This window comes from Sphingomonas donggukensis, assembly GCF_023674425.1.
GTDB classification, from domain to species: Bacteria; Pseudomonadota; Alphaproteobacteria; order Sphingomonadales; family Sphingomonadaceae; genus Sphingomonas; species Sphingomonas donggukensis.
On record NZ_CP098401.1, the window covers coordinates 717,230 to 734,502 of the forward strand.

The following is a 17,273-nucleotide window of genomic DNA, read 5'->3' on the forward strand; positions in this document are numbered from 1 at the left end:
CTTAGATCACGCATCACTTCCAAGGAGATTCCCGATGGCGACCAAGCAGATCACCGACGCCAGCTTCAACGACGATGTGCTGAATTCCGACAAGCCGGTGCTGGTCGATTTCTGGGCCGAATGGTGCGGCCCCTGCAAGATGATCGGGCCGAGCCTGGAGGAAATCTCCGACGAGCTGGGCGAGCAGGTGACGATCGCCAAGCTGAACATCGACGACAATCCCGACGCGCCGGGCAAGTATGGCGTCCGCGGCATCCCGACGATGATCCTGTTCAAGGGCGGTGCCCCGGCGGCAACCAAGGTCGGGGCCGAGCCCAAGGGCCGGATCAAGGCATGGCTCGAGGGCGAACTGGCCTGAGCGCCGCGCGCGGCAGCAGTGCCACCGTTTCGGAATCGAAGTTAACCCGGCCTTAGCCAAGCTGTGCGACACGGGGGCAATGGCCTCCGTGTCCGACAGACTGCGACCGTTGATCCGCCTGCTCGGCCTCGGGCGGGGGGATGACGTCCTGCCGACCGCGCTGGTGTCCGCGCAGATCCGCGCCGCGCGTGAGGGCTATCCCGCGACATTCGTGGCGACGATGCTCGCCGGCAGCGCCATCGTCGCCTCCACCGATCGCAGCGCCGACGTGCTCGCCGCGGCGGCGGTGCTGCTGACGGTGTCGCTGATCGCGCTCCATCGCTGGCGGCGCGACGTGCGCAGCCAGTGGCAGACGACCGACGCGCGGGGCGCGATCCTGTTCGCGGCGGCACAATCGCTGGCGACGTCGATCGCCTGGGGGGCGCTGATCGCGTCCGCGCTGAAGGATGCCGAGACCAGCGAGCGATTGCTGTTCACCTGTGTTCTCACCGGCGTCATGTCGGTCGGCGCGCTGACCGTCGCGTCGCTACCGCTGGCGAGCCTCGCCTTCCTGGCCGGGTCGCTGGCGATGGTGACGATCGACGTCGTGATTGCCGACCTGCCGACGTCGGTGTTCCTGATGCTGGCGATCTTCGTCGTGCTGCTGGCGAAGGCGACGTTCGCGCAGTCGCGGCTGTTTACCGATCATTTCCGCACGGGCACCGATCTGGCCGCCGCATCGCGCGAGCGCGAGATCGCGGAGCACCTTGCCGCCGCCGAGCGCACCCGCGCCGAGCTGGCCGAGGCGACCGCGCAGCAGGGCCAGCGCGAACGCGCGATCGAGGACCGGCGTGCCGAGATGGTCGCACTGGCCGAACGCTTCGAATGTTCGGTCGGCGATGCCGTCGCGGCGCTGGTGCGTGCTGCGGGGGAGACCCGCGGGTCCGCCGACGCCCTGGCCGCAGCCAGCACCACCCACGCCAGCGAGGCTCAGGTCGTCGCGGGCGTCGCGCGCCAGACCAGCGACGCCGCCGACACGCTGCGCGATACCGCCGAGATCCTGTCGCGGTCGGTGGGCGACGTCGCGACGCGCGTTGCCGACCAGGCCGCGCTGACCGCCGCGGTCTCCGACGGCACGCGTGAGGGCGAGCGAGTCATCGTCGAGCTGATCGAGAACGCGCGGGAGATCGGCACCGTCGTCGCCCTGATCGGGGAGATCGCGGGCCAGACCAATCTGCTCGCCCTCAACGCCACGATCGAGGCGGCGCGGGCCGGCGAAGCGGGCCGCGGCTTCGCGGTGGTCGCGACCGAAGTGAAGTCGCTCGCCGCCCAGACCCAGCGCGCGACCGGCGACATCGACCGCCAGATCGCGACGATGCAGGCCCGCGTCACCGCGGTCGCACAAGTGATCGACGCGATCCTGGGGCAGGTCGGTTCCGTCTCCACGCTGGCCGCCGCCATCGCCGAGGCGACCAGCGAGCAGGCGCGCGTCACCGCATCGATCGACGCCGACGCCCGCGTCGCCGCCCACGGCACCGCCGAGCTTTGCGCAGGCGTCGATGCCGCCGCGCGCGCATCGCAGGCGACGCGGGATCGCACCGCGCAGGTCGCAGGATCGAGCGCCGAGATGGCGAGCCAGGTCGAGGCGCTGGCCGCGAAGACTCAGGCGTTCCTGGCGGATTTGCGCGCGGCCTGACCTTCCTTCCGTTCGTTTCGAGCGAAGTCGAGAAACGGGCTACGGCGCTCCGATCAAGTTTCTCGACTTCGCTCGAAACGAACGGAGTGGTGTGGCTCCGCCTTGCCTAGCTCCGGTAGTCCGCGTTGATGCTGATGTAGCCGTGCGTCAGGTCGCAGGTCCACACGGTCGCGCGGCCATCACCGAGGCCGAGGTCGACGCCGATCTCCACTTCGCGCCCCTTCAGATGCGCCGCGACCGGGGCTTCGTCATAGCCGACGACCGCCAGTCCGTGTTCGGCGACCTGGGTCGTACCGAAGCGGATCGACAGCTTGTCGCGCTCGGCGGGTTCGCCCGCCTTGCCCACCGCCATCACCACGCGCCCCCAGTTCGCATCCTCCCCGGCGACCGCGGTCTTCACCAGCGGCGAATTGGCGATGCTCATCGCGACGACATGTGCGGAACGGTCGCTTTCGGCGCCCTCGACGGTGATCGCGATCAGCTTCTGCGCGCCTTCGCCGTCGCGCACGACCAGGTGGGCGAGCTGCATGCACAGCTCGGCCAGCGCCGCGACGAACGCATCGGCGCCGTCGTCGTCCTCGTCCGCCAGTTCGGCGTTGCCCGCAGCCCCCGTCGCAAAGGCGAGGACGGTGTCGCTGGTGGACGTGTCGCTGTCGACCGTGATGCAAGAGAAGGTCTTGGTGTTGGCGGCGGACAGCGCCCTTTGCAGGAAGGCGGGCGACACGGCGGCGTCGGTGAAGACGAAGCCGAGCATCGTCGCCATGTCGGGCGCGATCATCCCCGATCCCTTGACGATGCCGACCAGTTCGACCTGCCTGCCGCCGACGATCGCGCTGGTGGTCGCGACCTTCGCGAAGGTGTCGGTGGTCATGATCGTCTCGGCGGCGGCCTCCCACGAACACGGCTCCGCGGCAAAGGCGGCGTCGAGCCCGGCCTCGGCCTTGTGGATCGGCAGCGGCACGCCGATCACCCCGGTCGAGGCGACGAAGACGTCGGAAGGGGCGCAGCCGAGGTGCGCGGCGGTCCGCGCGGCGATTGCCTCCACAGCGGCGCGCCCACGGTCGCCGGTGAAGGCGTTCGAATTGCCCGCATTTACGACCAGCGCCCGCGCCTTGCCCAGCACCAGCGCGCGGCGGCACCATTCGACCTCGGGCGAGGGGCATTTGCTCTGCGTCAGCACCCCCGCGACCGCGGTGCCTTCATTGAGCGTGACATAGGTCAGGTCGCAGCGGTCCCACGCCTTGTAGCGTGCCCGCGCGACGCGGCGGGTGACGCCGGCGATGTCGGGCAGCGTGGGCAGGGCGGCGGGGGCGAGGGGGGAGCGCGTCATGCCTGCCTCAATAGCTCCTCGGCCTCGCCGTGCAATCGCGGGCTTGCGGGACGGGTGGCTGGGCGATAGCCATCGGCGCGGGGGAGAATAACGATGCTGTTGCTTGCACTTGCGCTTCAGGTTGCCACGAATTTGCCGACGGCGGTGCCTGACGGCGACGCCTCGAACTGGCTGACCCAGGACGATTATCCGCCAAGCGCGATCAAGGCCGGGGCGGAAGGGACCGTCGCCGTTCGCCTGACGGTCGGGACGGACGGTCGCCCTGTGGCCTGCGATGTGACGTCCAGCAGCGGAACGGAGGAGCTGGACAGGGCGGCGTGCACGGCGATCGTGACGCGGGGCCGGTTCAAACCCGCGAAGACGCAGACCAGCTACACCCGGCGCGTCCTCTGGAGAATGCCCGACATGGCGGCGCCGATCGAGATAACGACCGCGAAGTTCCCCGACAGCGTCACCGAATTCGAGGTGACGAGCGATGCGGAGGGCCGGATCGAGGCCTGCCGCGTCGTGGTGAGGCCGTCGCCCGACTTCGACCCCTGTGCCCAGGCGCCGATCGGGCAGAAGGTGGACGGCGGCCACGTCCGCAACGGCAAGCCCGTGCGTGCCGTCCGGACGATGCGGTCGTCCACGACCACGCGGTTCATCGATTGAACGCGGCGGTGCCCACGCCCTTGATCGGGAGCGTTTCCCTGCCGAAATAGTTAGACGAGGGCGCTCGCCAGATTTATGGCCAGCGGCTCGACTGACGGAAAGTGCGCTTGGACCTGTTTCTCCTCCTGACCGCGATGCTGTGCGGATTGACGGGCCTGTCGCGCCCGGTCGATGCGCGCGTGCCGGCGGTGGAGGCGAGACGCGCGGTCGCGGCGGTGACCGTCGTCGCGAACACCGTGATACCGGTCGCTGTGTCGCGCCCCGATGGCTATGTCGCGCCGGCACCGCTGGCGCTCGACCTCGGCTTCGCGCGCCGCGTGGCGCCGCGCGTGACGCCCGAGCGCCGGCGCGAATAGACGCCTCGCCCCGTCGGGGCCTCCACGCCATTTTCGACATTTTCCGCGGGCCCGACAGCGTGGCCGCGCATCCCGTATCCGAAGGTATTCCCACATGCTCGGCGGCTTTGCCAAATCCCTGTTCGGCTCGTCCAACGACCGCTACGTCAAGTCCCTGAAGTCGGTCACCGACGCCATTGCCGCGTTCGAACCGCAGCTGCAGGCGCTGTCGGACGACGACCTGTCGCAGCAGACGCTTCGCTTCCGCGAGCGGCTGGAGAATGGCGAAAAGATCGACGCGATCCTGCCCGAGGCGTTCGCGACGGTGCGCGAGGCGGCGGTGCGCGTGCTCGGCATGCGGCACTTCGATGTGCAGATGGTGGGCGGCATCGTCCTCCACCGCGGCGAGATCGCCGAGATGCGCACCGGTGAGGGCAAGACGCTGGTCGCGACGCTCGCGGTCTATCTCAACGCGCTGCCGGGCAAGGGCGTCCATGTCGTCACCGTCAACGACTATCTGGCGGCGCGCGACGCCGGCTGGATGGGGCAGGTCTACAAGTTCCTGGGGCTGACCGTCGGCGTCATCGTGCCGAACCTGTCGGATGAAGAGCGCCGCGCCGCCTATGCCGCCGACATCACCTACGGCACCAACAACGAATTCGGCTTCGACTATCTGCGCGACAACATGAAGTACGACCGTGCGGCGATGGTGCAGCGTCCGTTCGCGATGGCGATCGTCGACGAGGTCGATTCGGTGCTGATCGACGAAGCGCGCACGCCGCTCATCATCTCGGGCCCCACCGACGACAAGTCCGAGCTGTACATGCAGGTCGATGCCGTCGTGAAGCAGCTGGCCGATAGCGATTACGAAAAGGACGAGAAGCAGAAGTCCGTCATCCTGACCGAGGACGGTACCGAGAATGTCGAACGCATGCTGGAGGCCGCGGGCCTGCTGCAGGGCGCGAACCTGTACGACTTCGAGAACACGCAGGTCGTCCATCACCTGAACCAGTCGCTGCGCGCGAACAAGATGTTCAAGGCCGACACCGATTACATCGTCAAGGACGGCAAGGTCATCATCATCGACGAGTTCACCGGCCGCATGATGGACGGGCGGCGCTGGTCGGATGGTCTGCACCAGGCGGTCGAGGCGAAGGAAGGCGTCGATATCGAGCCCGAGAACCAGACGCTCGCGTCGATTACCTTCCAGAATTATTTCCGCATGTATCCGAAGCTTGCCGGCATGACCGGCACCGCGGCGACCGAAGCGGCGGAATTCTACGACATCTACAAGATGAACGTCGTCACCATCCCCACAAATGTGCCCGTGCAGCGCGTCGATGAGGAGGACGAGTTCTACAAGGACACGCAGGACAAGTTCCGCGCGATCGCCAAGCGGATCGGCGAGCATGCGGAGAAGGGCCAGCCGGTGCTCGTCGGCACCGTCTCGATCGAGAAGTCCGAGATGCTGAGCGAATTCCTGCGCCAGGAGGGCGTCGCGCACGAGGTGCTGAACGCGCGCCAGCATGAGCGCGAGGCGCACATCGTCGCGCAGGCGGGACGCAAGGGCGCGGTGACGATCGCCACCAACATGGCGGGCCGCGGCACCGACATCCAGCTGGGCGGCAACCTCGAATTCCGCATCAACGACGAGCTGGCCGAGACGCCCGAGGGCGCCGAGCGCGAGGCCGCGATCAACCGCATCAAGGCAGAGGTCGCTGCCGAAAAGGCCGAGGTTCTCGCCGCCGGTGGCCTGTTCGTGCTCGGTACCGAGCGGCACGAAAGCCGCCGCATCGACAACCAGCTGCGCGGGCGCTCGGGGCGTCAGGGCGATCCGGGGCTCAGCCGCTTCTACCTCAGCCTCGACGACGACCTGCTGCGGATCTTCGGGCCGGACACGCTGTTCGCGAAGATGATGCGCAACAACATCGGCGATGGCGAGGCGATCGGCAGCAAGTGGCTGACCAAGGCGATCGAGACTGCGCAGAAAAAGGTCGAAGCGCGCAACTACGACATCCGCAAGCAGGTCGTCGAATACGACGACGTGATGAACGACCAGCGCAAGGTCATCTATGAGCAGCGCGCCGACATCATGGATGCCGACACCGTCGGCGACGTGGTGGTCGACATGCGTGCCGAGACGGTCAACGCGATCGTCGGCGATGCCTGTCCGGTCGGCAGCTATCCCGAGCAGTGGGACGTCGAGGGGCTGAAGGAAAAGGCATCGACGATCCTGGGCGTCGAGCCGCAGGTCGATGCCTGGCTGCTGGAGGATGCGATCGATCCCGAGATCGTCGAGGAGCGCATCCGCACGCAGGCCGACGAGGTGGTCGATACCAAAGCGAAGGACTTGGATACAGAGACGTGGACGGGGATCGAAAAGTCGATCCTGCTCCAGAACCTAGACCATCACTGGAAAGAGCATCTGGCGATGCTCGATGCGCTGCGTCAGGTCGTGCACCTGCGCGCCTATGCGCAGAAGACGCCGCTCAACGAATACAAGCAGGAAGCGTTCGCGATGTTCGAGCGCATGCTCGGCAACATCCGCGAGGATGTGACGCGGACGCTCGCCTTTGCGCAGTTCCGCGTACAGCCGCAGGATTTCGGGGACTTCGGCGCGCTGCCCGATCTGCCCGACTTCATCACCAGCCATATCGATCCGTTTTCCGGCGAGGACAATTCGGCGGATTGGGACGCGGGCAGCGCCGGACTGCTCACCCAGACGCTGCCGCCGCTGTCGATCCCGCAGCCCGACGGGACCGCGATCGGTGAGGATCCGGAAAGCTGGAAAGGCGTGGTGAACCGCAACGCGCCGTGCCCATGCGGATCGGGCAACAAGTACAAGCACTGCCACGGCGCGCTGGTCTGAGCGCGGATCGAGCACAAAGAAAAAGGGCCGGGGAGCGATCCCCGGCCCTTTCTGTTTGGGGCTGCCCTATCAGCGGCGCTGTTCGGGCACCCGGATCGTCGGGCCCAGCCGGTCGACCACGTCGCGGGCATTGAACGCGCGCAGATTGCCCGCCGGTTTCGGACCGCGACCGACCACGATTTCCGCGGACGCCTCGTACCGCTCCACGGTCGTTATATCGACCGAGCGATCCCAGAAGGGGTCGCCGCCCCAGGCATTCCAGCCGCGCCAGCCGTAGCCGCGACCATAGTAGCGCCACGACGGACCCCAATAGCCGAAACCGTTCAACCCGCCATAAGGGCCACCGAAACCGCCGAGCCCCGGCGACGTATACGTCCGCGTCTGCTTGTCGATGTCGCGGTCGGCGAGCACGAAATAATCGGCGCCCTGCGACAGCGTCAGTTCGGCTGCGCGGAACAGCAGATAGCGTTCCACCGTCTCGCGGTCGGTGTAGCTGTTGCCGGCGAAGGTGACGCGGTAGCGGTCGCGCTCGATCTGCTGATCGGTGAAGCCGGTGCGGTTGAACCCCTGCCCGGTCGCCGGGCGATAAGGGGTCGGGCCGACGCAGGCCGCCAGCAGGGTTGCCCCGGCCACTGCAGTCAGTACCGAGGCCTTGCGGCTGTTTTTCATGGACTTAGCAAACATATCTGCCTCCAGCAGGCAACACGCGGACCGTGTCACCCATTCGATCTTGCAACGCGCGGTCACGCCATTGTGTCCTCGCATGCGAAGTTTCTGAAATCCCGTAACAAATCATGGCTGTCGGCACGCTGAACCGATCAGGCGATCCGTTCGGGCACGGCGTTGGCATCCTCGACGATCGCAGTGTCGGGCGCGACCGCTTCCCATGGAAAGACGAACCAGTCCTTCGTCACCGTCCGGTCGATGGTGCGGGCGGCATATTCGACCCGCTGGACCGAGATCGCGTTGTCGAGCAGCACCGCGAAGCGCGCGTTGGCGGCGTCGGCGCCGGCGACATCCAGCTGCGCACGTATGGCGGCGATGGTGCGGCCCGAATCGTTGATATCCTCGATGAACAGCAACCGCTCGCCCTGGCGGGTGCGCGCGGCCAGCGCCTCGATCAGCGCGGCGTTGAATTCGGGGATCGGGGTCGAGAAATCGATCGACACCATCGGCAGGCCGGTCGCGTGGCTGAGGAACACCGCCGGCACCAGCCCGCCGCGCCCGACCCCGACCAGCAGGGTCGTGCCCCAGTCGTCGTCCGCCAGTCGCGTGGTCAGCGTGTCGACCGCGGCGAGGAAAGCGTCGTGAGTGTAGGGCGTCAGCGTCGGCATCACCGGCTGCGCTCCACATAGGCGTCGAGCTTTGCCAGATGCGCGGCGACGTCGGCATCGGGCAGGAATGAGCCGAGGAAGCTGTTGCGCGCGAGCATCGTCAGATCGTCCTTTGACAGGCCGCGGGCATGGGCGGCGGCGCGGTAGTTTTCGCCGACGTAGCCGCCGAAATAGGCGGGATCGTCGGAATTGATCGTCGCGCGCAGGCCCTGGCGCAGCATCGCGTCGATCGGGTGGACGTCCATCGATGCGACGTTGCAGAGCTTCACGTTCGACAGCGGGCAGACGGTCAGCGTCATGCCGGTGCGGGCGAGGCGGGCGGTGAGTGCCGCATCCTCGAGGCTGCGGTTGCCGTGGTCGAGCCGGTCGATGTGGAGCAGGTCGAGCGCTTCGTGGACGTACTCGGGCGGGCCTTCCTCGCCGGCGTGGGCGACGCGCTTCAGCCCCTTGCCCGCCGCGGCGGCGAATACGCGCGCGAATTTGGCGGGCGGGTGGCCGACTTCGGACGAATCGAGCCCGACCCCGGCGATGCGATCGAGCCAGGGTTCCGCCTCGGCCAGCGTCGCGAACGCCTCCTCTTCCGACAGATGGCGCAGGAAGCACAGGATCAGCTTCGACGTCAGGCCATGCTTCGCCTCCGCCGCGGCCATGCCGTCGAGCAACCCCTGGATCACCGTGTCGAACGCGATTCCGCGCGCGGTGTGGGTCTGGGGATCGAAGAAAATCTCGGCATGGACGACGCCGTCCGCGGCGGCGCGGTCGAAATAGGCAAGCGCGAGGTCGTGGAAATCCTGGCGCGTGCGCAGGACGTCGGCCCCGGCATAATAGATGTCGAGGAAGTCCTGCAGGTTCGAAAAGTCGTAGGCCGCGCGGACCTCGTCGACCGACGCGTAGGGGATGGCGACGCCGTTCCGCTCGGCGAGCGCGAACATCAGTTCCGGCTCCAGGCTACCCTCGATATGCAGGTGGAGTTCGGCCTTGGGCAGGCCCGCGATGAAGGCGTCGATATCGGTCATGGCCGCGACCATTGCAGCGATGCCGCCCCGCGGCAAGACGGTGCGTCGGTGTCGGCGATGTGGGGGAAAAACCACTGGCTCCCTGAGTAGGATTCGAACCTACGGCCGCTCGATTAACAGTCGAGAGCTCTACCGCTGAGCTATCAGGGAACTCGGTGGAGGCGCGCTAATAAGCAGCGGCTGCGGGCTTTGCAAGCCCTTCAGACGGGCTTGTCGTCGGACGCCGTGACCGGCGCCGGCCGCGCTTGCGCGAGTCCTGCGACAGCGTGTCGCAGGCTGCGCTACGCGACGAACTGTTCCATCGTTATGCGGTCGTCGAGCGCGTGTTCGGGATCGAACATCAGCGTCAGGTCGCGCAGGTGGTCGATGGCGATATCGACCTGCGCCACGTCGCGGACTTCGCGCTGGTCGGCGACGGCGCTGACCGGGCGCTTTTCCGAATCGAGCACGGTGATGCCGATTCGCGCCTTTTCAGGGAGGATCGCGCCGCGCCAGCGCCGCGGGCGGAACGCGCTGATCGGGGTGAGGGCGACCAGCGCCGAGCCGAGCGGCAGGATCGGGCCGTTGGCGGACAGATTGTACGCGGTGGAGCCAGCCGGGGTCGCCGCGAGGATACCGTCGCACACCAACTCGGGCAGGACGACGCGGTCGTTGACCGTCACCTGCAGCTTCGCGGTCTGGCGAGTTTCGCGCAGCAGCGATACTTCGTTGATCGCGGGCAGCACGCGCGTCTCGCCCGCGATGGTCGTCGCGGTCATCGTCAGCGGCGACACGCGGAACGGCTTCGCGCGGGCCAACCGGTGGTCGAGATCGGCCAGCCGCCACTCGTTCATCAGGAAACCGACCGTGCCGAGGTTCATGCCGAACACCGGCACGCTGCGCCGCGTCTCGAGCATGGCGTGCAGCGTGTCGAGCATGAAGCCGTCGCCGCCCAGCGCCACGATCAGGTCCGCCTCCTCGATCGGCACCCAGTCATAGGTGTCGCGCAGGTCGGCGGCGGCGGCCTGTGCAGGCGGGGTGTTCGACGCGACGAGGGCGCGACGCGCGAAATCGCTCATCCGCCGGTGACGCTCATGTGGCGGGCGACGGCGGGCGCGGGGGCGTCGATGCGGAAGTCGTGCGCGCGCGGCTTGATCGCCAACGCCCGGTCGATCGCGGCGTCGAGCGCGTCGATCCCGCCGTCGCGCAGCGCCGCCTTCAGGTCGACATGATCGTCGTGGCCGAGACAGGAATAGAGCGTGCCCTCGGTCGTCAGGCGCACGCGGTTGCAGCCGTCGCAGAAATTAGCGGTGAGCGGCGAGATGACGCCGAGGCGCGTGCCCCACGGCGTCCGCCAGTAACGCGCCGGCCCGCCGCTCTGGTAGGAATCGCGGGTCAGCGTCATCTGCTCAGACAACGCCTCGAACACGCGCGTCAGGGGTACGAAGCGGTCGGTGCGGTCCTCGTCGATCGCGCCCAGCGGCATCGTCTCGATCAGGCTGAGGTCGAAGCCGTTGTCGCCGCACCAGGCGAGCATCGACGGAATCTCGTCCTCGTTCAGCCCGGCGAGCGCGACCATGTTGATCTTCACCGCCAGCCCCGCGTCGCGCGCGGCGAAGATGCCGCCCAGCACCTGATCGACGTCGCCGTGGCGCGTGATGAAACGGAACCGGTCGGGGTCGCGGCTGTCGAGGCTGACGTTGATGCGGCGGATGCCGGCATCGGCGAGCGCGGCGGCGTGCTCGGCCAGCTGGGTGGCGTTGGTGGTCATCGTCAGCTCGTCGAGGCCGTGCCCGACGTGCCGGCCCAGCCGCCGGACGAGATCGCCGATGTCGCGGCGCACCAGCGGCTCGCCGCCCGACAGCCGGATCTTGCGCACGCCGCGCGCCATGAACCGCTCGGCGATGATAGCGATTTCCTCCAGCGCCAGCAGCTTCGCGCGCGGCAGGAACGTCATCTGCTCGGCCATGCAGTAACGGCAGCGCAGGTCGCAACGGTCGGTCACCGACACGCGCAGATAGCGGATCGTGCGGCCGTGGCGGTCGATGAGCGGCGCAGGTTCCGACATGCGCGAGAGCTAGGACTTTGCACCGCCGTTAACAAGGGCGCGGGAGATGCTGTCTTTCTTCACCACTTTGCCCGACAAGGGCGCCGTGCCCGCAACCGCCGCCCGCCCCGTGTTCATCCTGTCGTTCCGCCAGCGCGACGAGCTGGCGGCTTCGGTCGCGCTTGCCGGGTGGCGCGCGGTGGCGGCGCGGCGTGGCGAGGGGCTGGAGCGCAGGCTGGCCGCGAGCGGCGCAGCGGTGGTCGTGATCGACGCGCGCGGCGCGGTTACGGAGGGGCTGGAGGCGGCGCGCGCGATCGGCGGCAGCGTGACGGCGGCGGGCCGCGCGATGCTGGTGCTGGTGTCGCGCAACGATGCCGGCGCGCTCACCGACTTCTACGACGCCGGGGCGACCCATTTCCTGGCGAGCCCGATGCGCGAGATCGAACTGGTCCAGGCGCTGCGCTTCGCCGATCGCCACGCGCGGCGCGTGTCGGGCGGCTGGGTGAGCGAGGCGGCGGCCGCCGACCCGCTCGGCTGGCGATACGATCATGCCGCGCGCTCGCTGCAGCTGACGCAGGCGCTGGCCGGGGCGGTCGGATTGCCCGGCGGGACCGCCCCCGGGCGGGCGCTCGCGGCGCTCGATGGCGATGTGCGCGGCCTGCTGCGCGATGCGCTGCGCCGCCTCGAAGCGCATGGCACCGCCGCCTTCGCGCACGATCTGGCGGGCGTGGGCCGCGTCGTCCAGCACCTGCAGCGCGACGCCCGCAGCGGTCGCATCCACGCGCTGGTCGAGCCTTTGGGGTCGGTGCCCGATGCGGGCGCGGCGCTGCGCGACGTGTTCCCGCGCCGGTCGCGCTCGATCGCGGCGCTGGCGGGCGATTTGTCGCAGGCGCTCGATCGCGGCGAGATCGAGATATTGTTCCAGCCGCAGGTCGCGCTGGACACCGGCGCGATCGTCGGCGTCGAGGCGCTGTCGCGCTGGCACCACCCGCGGCTGGGGGAGGTCGGGGCGGAGGCTTTGCTGGCCGCGGCGGAGCATGGCGGGCGATCGGTGCCGCTTTCCTCCTACCTCCAGAACCGCGCGTTCGCGGCGGCGGCGCGGTGGCCGGCGACGCTGGCGCACCTGCGCGTCGCGGTGAACGTCGCCGCGGCGGACATCGCCGCGCCCGGCTTCGTCGACCTGCTGCTCGACCGGATAGACACCAGCGGCCTCGCCCGCGAGCGCGTGACGATCGAGGTGACCGAGGGCGCGCTGATCGAGAATCTTGCCGGTGCGGCGTCCGAACTCGCCGTCCTGCGCGAGGCCGGATGCCGGATCGCGATCGACGATTTCGGCACCGGCTATTCGAGCCTTGCGTATCTCAGCGCGCTGCCCATCGACTATCTGAAGCTCGACCGGGCACTGACCCGCCGCATCGTCGCGGCACCGCGCGACCGGGTGATCGTGCGCGGCGTGATCGACATGGCGCGGTCGCTCGGCATGGCGATCATCGCCGAGGGGGTCGAGACCGCGGACCAGCGCGATGCGCTCGCCGCTGAGGGGTGCGCCTGGTACCAGGGCTATCTTTGCGCGCCTCCGCTCGACAGCGTGGCGCTGGCGCGGCTGGTGGCGGGCTAGGCCGCGCGCGGGCTCGCTTCGACGCGGGCCAGCGCGTCCCCGGCCGCACGCGCCAGGTCGGCAATGCGCGCCAGCGCCGCGTCGCTCGCGGGTCCGGTGGTTCGCCAGTACAGCCCGAGTGCCATCGTCGGCGCGTCATGGCCGATCGGGAACACCGCCATGCTCCGAACGAAGGTGGACAGGTAGAGGTGCAGCGGCACGCGCGGGTCGGTCGCGATGTCGGGGATCACGATCGGCGCGTTGGCGATCATCGCCATGCCGGTGACGCAGCTTCGCACCGGAAAGCGATGCCCCGACCACAGCGGCGCGACCGCGTCCTCGGTCAGATATTCGATCTCGTCACCGCGCCGTTCGACCACGGTGATGCCGTCCGCCCCGGCCAGGTCGCGGGCCACCGCGTGCAGCAGGGCGATGACGTCGGCGCGGGTGGCCGCCACCGCGAAATCCGGTGTCTCGGCGCCGGGCAGGGCCTCGACTGCCGCTCGCGACTCTCGTTTGCGAAACCGTTCGAACATGCTGCCACCTCGCGCCGGTCGCACGATAGCCTGATCCGGGTAAGCAAATCCTTAGAATCGGTTCCGTTTCAGATGTTTCAGCCCGCGGCCTTCGCCAGCCCCCGCGACAGTTGCAGCGCGCCATGCAGCCGCGCGAGCGGATCGGCCCAGGCGCGGTTGATGACCAGCTTGTGGTCGGGGCGCAGCTTCGCGACCTCGCCCAGCTTGCCGACATAGGCGAGCAGGCCATCGATATTCGGGAAGTTGTTCTCGTGAAACGCGACCAGCGCGCCCTTCGGCCCGACGTCGAGCTTGGCGATGCACGCCGACTTGGCGTTCAGCTTGATTTCCATGAGCTTCAGCAGATTGTCGGTCGGCTGCGGAAGTTTGCCGAAGCGGTCGATCATCTCGGCGGCGAAAGCCTCCAGTCCGCCCTTGTCGTCGATGTCGTTCAGGCGGCGATAGAGCCCCATGCGTAGGTCGAGGTCGGGGACATAGTCCTCCGGGATCAGGATCGGCGCATCGACGGTGATCTGCGGGCTGAACCCGGTCGCCCGCTCCAGCTTGCCGCCGGCGCGCGCCTCCAGGATCGCCTCCTCCAGCATCGACTGGTAGAGTTCGTAGCCGACTTCCTTGATGTGTCCCGACTGTTCGTCGCCCAGCATGTTGCCGGCCCCGCGGATGTCGAGGTCGTGGCTGGCGAGCTGGAACCCGGCACCAAGCGACTCGAGGTCGGACAGCACCTTCAGCCGCTTGTCCGCCGCCGCGGTCATCATCCGCTCGGGCGGGGTCGTCAGATAGGCATAGGCGCGCGTCTTCGACCGCCCGACGCGCCCGCGCAGCTGGTAGAGCTGGGCAAGGCCGAAGCGGTCGGCGCGGTTGATGATCATCGTGTTGGCGGACGCGATATCGATGCCGCTTTCGATGATGGTGGTCGACACCAGCACCTCGAACTTCTTGTCGTAGAAGGCGGACATGCGCTCCTCAACCTCGGTCGGCGCCATCTGGCCGTGGGCGACGACGTAGCGGACTTCGGGCACCTGTTCGCGCAGGAATTCCTCGACGTCGGGCAGGTCGGCGACGCGCGGGGTGACGAAGAAGCTCTGCCCGCCGCGATAATGTTCGCGCAACAGTGCCTCGCGCACCACCACCGGATCCCACGGCATGACGTAGGTGCGCACCGCCAGGCGATCGACCGGAGGCGTCTGGATGACCGACAACTCGCGCAGGCCCGACATCGCCATCTGGAGCGTGCGCGGGATCGGCGTCGCGGTCAGCGTCAGGACGTGGACGTCGGATTTCAGCGCCTTCAGCCGTTCCTTGTGGGTCACGCCGAACCGCTGTTCCTCGTCGACAACGACGAGCCCCAGCCGCTTGAAGCCGATGCCCTTGGCCAGCAGCGCGTGGGTGCCGATGACGACATCGACCTGCCCGTCGGCGATGCCTTCCTTCGTCGCCTTCGCCTCGGCGGCGGGGACCAGGCGGGACAGGCGCCCGACGCGGATCGGGAAGCCTTCGAAACGGGCGGCGAAGTTGTTGAAATGCTGGCGCGCGAGCAGCGTGGTCGGGCATACGATCGCGACCTGCAACCCCGCCATCGCCGCGACGAACGCGGCACGCAGCGCCACCTCGGTCTTGCCGAAGCCGACGTCGCCGACGACCAGCCGGTCCATCGGCTTGCCGGCGGACAGGTCGGCCAGCACTTCCTCGATCGCGCGGGCCTGATCCTCGGTCTCTTCGTACGGGAAGCGATCGACGAAGCTGGCGAATCCCGAATCGTCGGGTTCGGCGATATCGGCGGGGCGCAGCGCGCGGGCGGCGGCGGTGGCGATCAAGTCGCCCGCGATTTCGCGGATGCGCTCCTTCATCTTCGCCTTGCGGCGCTGCCATGCCTCGCCACCGAGACGATCGAGCGTAGCGCCTTCCTCGCCCGCGCCATAGCGGGTCAGGACTTCGAGATTTTCGACCGGCACGTAGAGTTTGTCGCCGCCGGCATAGCTCAGCGCGACGCAGTCGTGAGGGGCGCGCTGCACCGGCACCTGGGTCAGCCCCTCGTAACGGCCGATGCCGTGGTCGACGTGCACGACCAGATCGCCCGGCGACAGCGTGGCGAGTTCGGCGAGGAAGGCGTCGGCAGACTTGCGGCGCTTGGCACGGCGCACCAGCCGGTCGCCCAGCATGTCCTGTTCGGTCAGCACCGCGACGTCCGGCGCAGTGAAACCGTGGTCGAGCGGCAGCACGGCAAGCGCGACGCCGCCATCGCCCTGCGCGAGCGCCTGTTGCCATGTTTCCGCTTCACGCAGGCCGGTCAGGCCGTGATCCTCGAGCAGGCCCTTCAACCGATCGCGCGAGCCCGCCGAATAGCTGGCCAGGATCGCCTTGCGCCCATCCTTCTTCACCCGCTTCAGGTGATCGACGACGGCCTCGTATACATTGGCGCCGCCGCTGCGCTCGGGACCGAAATCGCGCGGGCCGTCGACGCCGAAGTCGAGCACGGTCGCGCTCTCGGGCTCGTGGAACGGCGTCGCGACATGGGCAGGGGCGTCGGCGAGGTGCTGCGCCCATTCGCCGGCGGTCAGGTACAGCGCGTTGGCGGGAAGGGGGCGGTAGCTGCCCGGCTCGGACCCGGCTGCGCGCATGCGGTTGGCGTGGTAATCTGTCACCGCCTCGAACCGCGCCTCCGCCGCCGCCGCGACCGCAGTGTCGCGGACGACGACCATGTCGGCGGGCAGGTGATCGAACAGCGTTTCCAGCCGCTCCTCGAACAGCGGCAGCCAATGCTCCATGCCCGCGAGCCGCCGGCCCTCGCTGACCGCCTGGTACAGGGGGTCGCCGGTCGCGGTCGCGCCGAACGTCTCGCGATAGCGTGCGCGGAACCGCTTGATGCTCTCCTCGTCGAGCAGGGCTTCCGAGGCGGGGAGCAGGGTGAAGCCCTTGACGCTGCCGGTCGTGCGCTGGTCGCCGGGGTCGAAAGTGCGAACCGTCTCGATTTCGTCGCCGAAGAAGTCGAGCCGCAGCCCGGCTTCCGCGCCCGAGGGGAACAGGTCGACCAGGCCGCCGCGCACCGCGAATTCGCCGGCATCGGCGACGCTTTCGGTGCGGACATAGCCGTTGGCCTGGAGAAGCGCGGAGAGCTTGTCGCGCGAGATACGCTCGCCCGGCGCCAGCGTCGCGACGAGGTTGCGGATGCGAAACGGCGTCAGCGTGCGCTGCGCGGCGGCGTTGGCGGTGGTGACGAGCAGGCGCGGCGCTTTCGTCGGCTGCTGCAACCGGTGGAGCGCGGCCAGCCGCTCGGCCATTACACGCAGCGTCGGCGAGGCGCGGTCGTAGGGCAGGCAGTCCCACGCGGGGTAAGCGACGACCTCCAGTTCGGGCGCAAAGAACGGTGCGGTCGCCTGGATGCTGCGCATGGCGGCTTCGTCGGGCGCGATGAAGAGGGCGCCACCGGGGGCAGCGCGCGCGATGTCGGCGAGCAGGACTGGCTGGAACCCGGTCGCGACGCCGGAGAGCGTGAGAGGTTTCGTCTCGGAGAGGATGGTCTTGAGGTCGGGCATGAGGTTCTTCGTC

14 protein-coding genes and 1 tRNA gene are annotated in these 17,273 nt (G+C 68.5%); 6 read left to right on the plus strand and 9 right to left on the minus strand.

Going from position 1 to position 17,273, the window contains the following annotated elements; genetic code table 11:
* Window positions 1–34 precede the first annotated feature (34 nt).
* Window positions 35–358, plus strand: a complete 324-nt coding sequence (gene trxA / locus M9980_RS03550) for a thioredoxin TrxA (protein ID WP_250753401.1) — start codon at window positions 35–37, stop codon at window positions 356–358.
* An 88-nt stretch (window positions 359–446) separates the two neighbouring features.
* Window positions 447–2,033 (plus strand): methyl-accepting chemotaxis protein, encoded by a 1,587-nt coding sequence (locus M9980_RS03555; RefSeq protein ID WP_250753403.1) that lies wholly within the window; start codon window positions 447–449, stop codon window positions 2,031–2,033.
* A gap of 106 nt (window positions 2,034–2,139) precedes the next feature.
* On the opposite strand, the gene argJ is transcribed toward M9980_RS03555, so the two are convergent.
* Window positions 2,140–3,363 (minus strand): bifunctional glutamate N-acetyltransferase/amino-acid acetyltransferase ArgJ, encoded by a 1,224-nt coding sequence (argJ, locus tag M9980_RS03560; protein ID WP_250753405.1) that lies wholly within the window; start codon window positions 3,361–3,363, stop codon window positions 2,140–2,142.
* Window positions 3,364–3,456: 93 nt separating this feature from the next.
* Here argJ and M9980_RS03565 point away from each other — a divergent pair, with 93 nt between their 5' ends.
* From M9980_RS03565 to secA, 3 genes are all read left to right on the plus strand, one after another.
* Window positions 3,457–4,014 carry an energy transducer TonB gene (locus M9980_RS03565; protein WP_250753407.1) on the plus strand — a complete coding sequence of 186 codons (558 nt, stop codon included), beginning with the start codon at window positions 3,457–3,459 and terminating at the stop codon, window positions 4,012–4,014.
* 107 nt (window positions 4,015–4,121) lie between these two features.
* Complete coding sequence (locus M9980_RS03570) at window positions 4,122–4,370, plus strand: hypothetical protein (RefSeq protein WP_250753408.1); 249 nt, start codon at window positions 4,122–4,124, stop codon at window positions 4,368–4,370.
* A gap of 94 nt (window positions 4,371–4,464) precedes the next feature.
* On the plus strand, window positions 4,465–7,218 hold the full coding sequence (secA, locus tag M9980_RS03575; RefSeq protein ID WP_250753411.1) for a preprotein translocase subunit SecA: 2,754 nt from the start codon (window positions 4,465–4,467) through the stop codon (window positions 7,216–7,218).
* A 69-nt stretch (window positions 7,219–7,287) separates the two neighbouring features.
* Here secA and M9980_RS03580 read toward each other — a convergent pair whose 3' ends face one another.
* The 6 genes from M9980_RS03580 to moaA form a co-directional block, all read right to left on the minus strand.
* Window positions 7,288–7,887 (minus strand): CC0125/CC1285 family lipoprotein, encoded by a 600-nt coding sequence (locus tag M9980_RS03580; RefSeq protein ID WP_250753414.1) that lies wholly within the window; start codon window positions 7,885–7,887, stop codon window positions 7,288–7,290.
* 149 nt (window positions 7,888–8,036) lie between these two features.
* Window positions 8,037–8,552, minus strand: coding sequence for a phosphoribosyltransferase (locus M9980_RS03585; RefSeq protein ID WP_250755049.1), 516 nt, complete (start codon window positions 8,550–8,552; stop codon window positions 8,037–8,039).
* Window positions 8,552–9,568 carry an adenosine deaminase gene (locus tag M9980_RS03590; RefSeq protein WP_250753417.1) on the minus strand — a complete coding sequence of 339 codons (1,017 nt, stop codon included), beginning with the start codon at window positions 9,566–9,568 and terminating at the stop codon, window positions 8,552–8,554. The genes M9980_RS03585 and M9980_RS03590 overlap by 1 nt, the downstream gene beginning before the upstream one ends.
* A gap of 75 nt (window positions 9,569–9,643) precedes the next feature.
* Window positions 9,644–9,718 (minus strand) — tRNA-Asn (locus M9980_RS03595).
* Between the two features lie 131 nt (window positions 9,719–9,849).
* A complete protein-coding gene (locus M9980_RS03600; protein WP_250753421.1) occupies window positions 9,850–10,626 on the minus strand; it encodes an NAD kinase in 777 nt (258 codons plus the stop codon).
* Complete coding sequence (gene moaA / locus M9980_RS03605) at window positions 10,623–11,615, minus strand: GTP 3',8-cyclase MoaA (RefSeq protein ID WP_250753423.1); 993 nt, start codon at window positions 11,613–11,615, stop codon at window positions 10,623–10,625. The genes M9980_RS03600 and moaA overlap by 4 nt, the downstream gene beginning before the upstream one ends.
* A gap of 46 nt (window positions 11,616–11,661) precedes the next feature.
* On the opposite strand from moaA, the gene M9980_RS03610 reads away from it, so the two are divergent.
* Window positions 11,662–13,212 carry an EAL domain-containing protein gene (locus tag M9980_RS03610; protein WP_250753425.1) on the plus strand — a complete coding sequence of 517 codons (1,551 nt, stop codon included), beginning with the start codon at window positions 11,662–11,664 and terminating at the stop codon, window positions 13,210–13,212.
* Here M9980_RS03610 and M9980_RS03615 read toward each other — a convergent pair.
* Both M9980_RS03615 and mfd read right to left on the minus strand, forming a co-directional pair.
* On the minus strand, window positions 13,209–13,727 hold the full coding sequence (locus tag M9980_RS03615; protein ID WP_250753428.1) for a GAF domain-containing protein: 519 nt from the start codon (window positions 13,725–13,727) through the stop codon (window positions 13,209–13,211). The genes M9980_RS03610 and M9980_RS03615 overlap by 4 nt on opposite strands.
* A gap of 77 nt (window positions 13,728–13,804) precedes the next feature.
* Complete coding sequence (gene mfd / locus M9980_RS03620) at window positions 13,805–17,260, minus strand: transcription-repair coupling factor (protein ID WP_250753430.1); 3,456 nt, start codon at window positions 17,258–17,260, stop codon at window positions 13,805–13,807.
* Window positions 17,261–17,273 lie beyond the last annotated feature (13 nt).

What these genes read in the sequence shown, in the direction of transcription:
- trxA (WP_250753401.1), top strand. Translation starts at nt 35, where the DNA reads ATGGCGACCAAGCAGATCACCGACGCCAGCTTCAACGACGATGTGCTG.
- argJ (WP_250753405.1), bottom strand. Translation starts at nt 3,363, where the DNA reads ATGACGCGCTCCCCCCTCGCCCCCGCCGCCCTGCCCACGCTGCCCGAC.
- M9980_RS03565 (WP_250753407.1), top strand. Translation starts at nt 3,457, where the DNA reads ATGCTGTTGCTTGCACTTGCGCTTCAGGTTGCCACGAATTTGCCGACG.
- secA (WP_250753411.1), top strand. Translation starts at nt 4,465, where the DNA reads ATGCTCGGCGGCTTTGCCAAATCCCTGTTCGGCTCGTCCAACGACCGC.
- M9980_RS03580 (WP_250753414.1), bottom strand. Translation starts at nt 7,887, where the DNA reads ATGAAAAACAGCCGCAAGGCCTCGGTACTGACTGCAGTGGCCGGGGCA.
- M9980_RS03585 (WP_250755049.1), bottom strand. Translation starts at nt 8,552, where the DNA reads ATGCCGACGCTGACGCCCTACACTCACGACGCTTTCCTCGCCGCGGTC.
- M9980_RS03590 (WP_250753417.1), bottom strand. Translation starts at nt 9,568, where the DNA reads ATGACCGATATCGACGCCTTCATCGCGGGCCTGCCCAAGGCCGAACTC.
- M9980_RS03600 (WP_250753421.1), bottom strand. Translation starts at nt 10,626, where the DNA reads ATGAGCGATTTCGCGCGTCGCGCCCTCGTCGCGTCGAACACCCCGCCT.
- moaA (WP_250753423.1), bottom strand. Translation starts at nt 11,615, where the DNA reads ATGTCGGAACCTGCGCCGCTCATCGACCGCCACGGCCGCACGATCCGC.
- M9980_RS03610 (WP_250753425.1), top strand. Translation starts at nt 11,662, where the DNA reads ATGCTGTCTTTCTTCACCACTTTGCCCGACAAGGGCGCCGTGCCCGCA.
- M9980_RS03615 (WP_250753428.1), bottom strand. Translation starts at nt 13,727, where the DNA reads ATGTTCGAACGGTTTCGCAAACGAGAGTCGCGAGCGGCAGTCGAGGCC.
- mfd (WP_250753430.1), bottom strand. Translation starts at nt 17,260, where the DNA reads ATGCCCGACCTCAAGACCATCCTCTCCGAGACGAAACCTCTCACGCTC.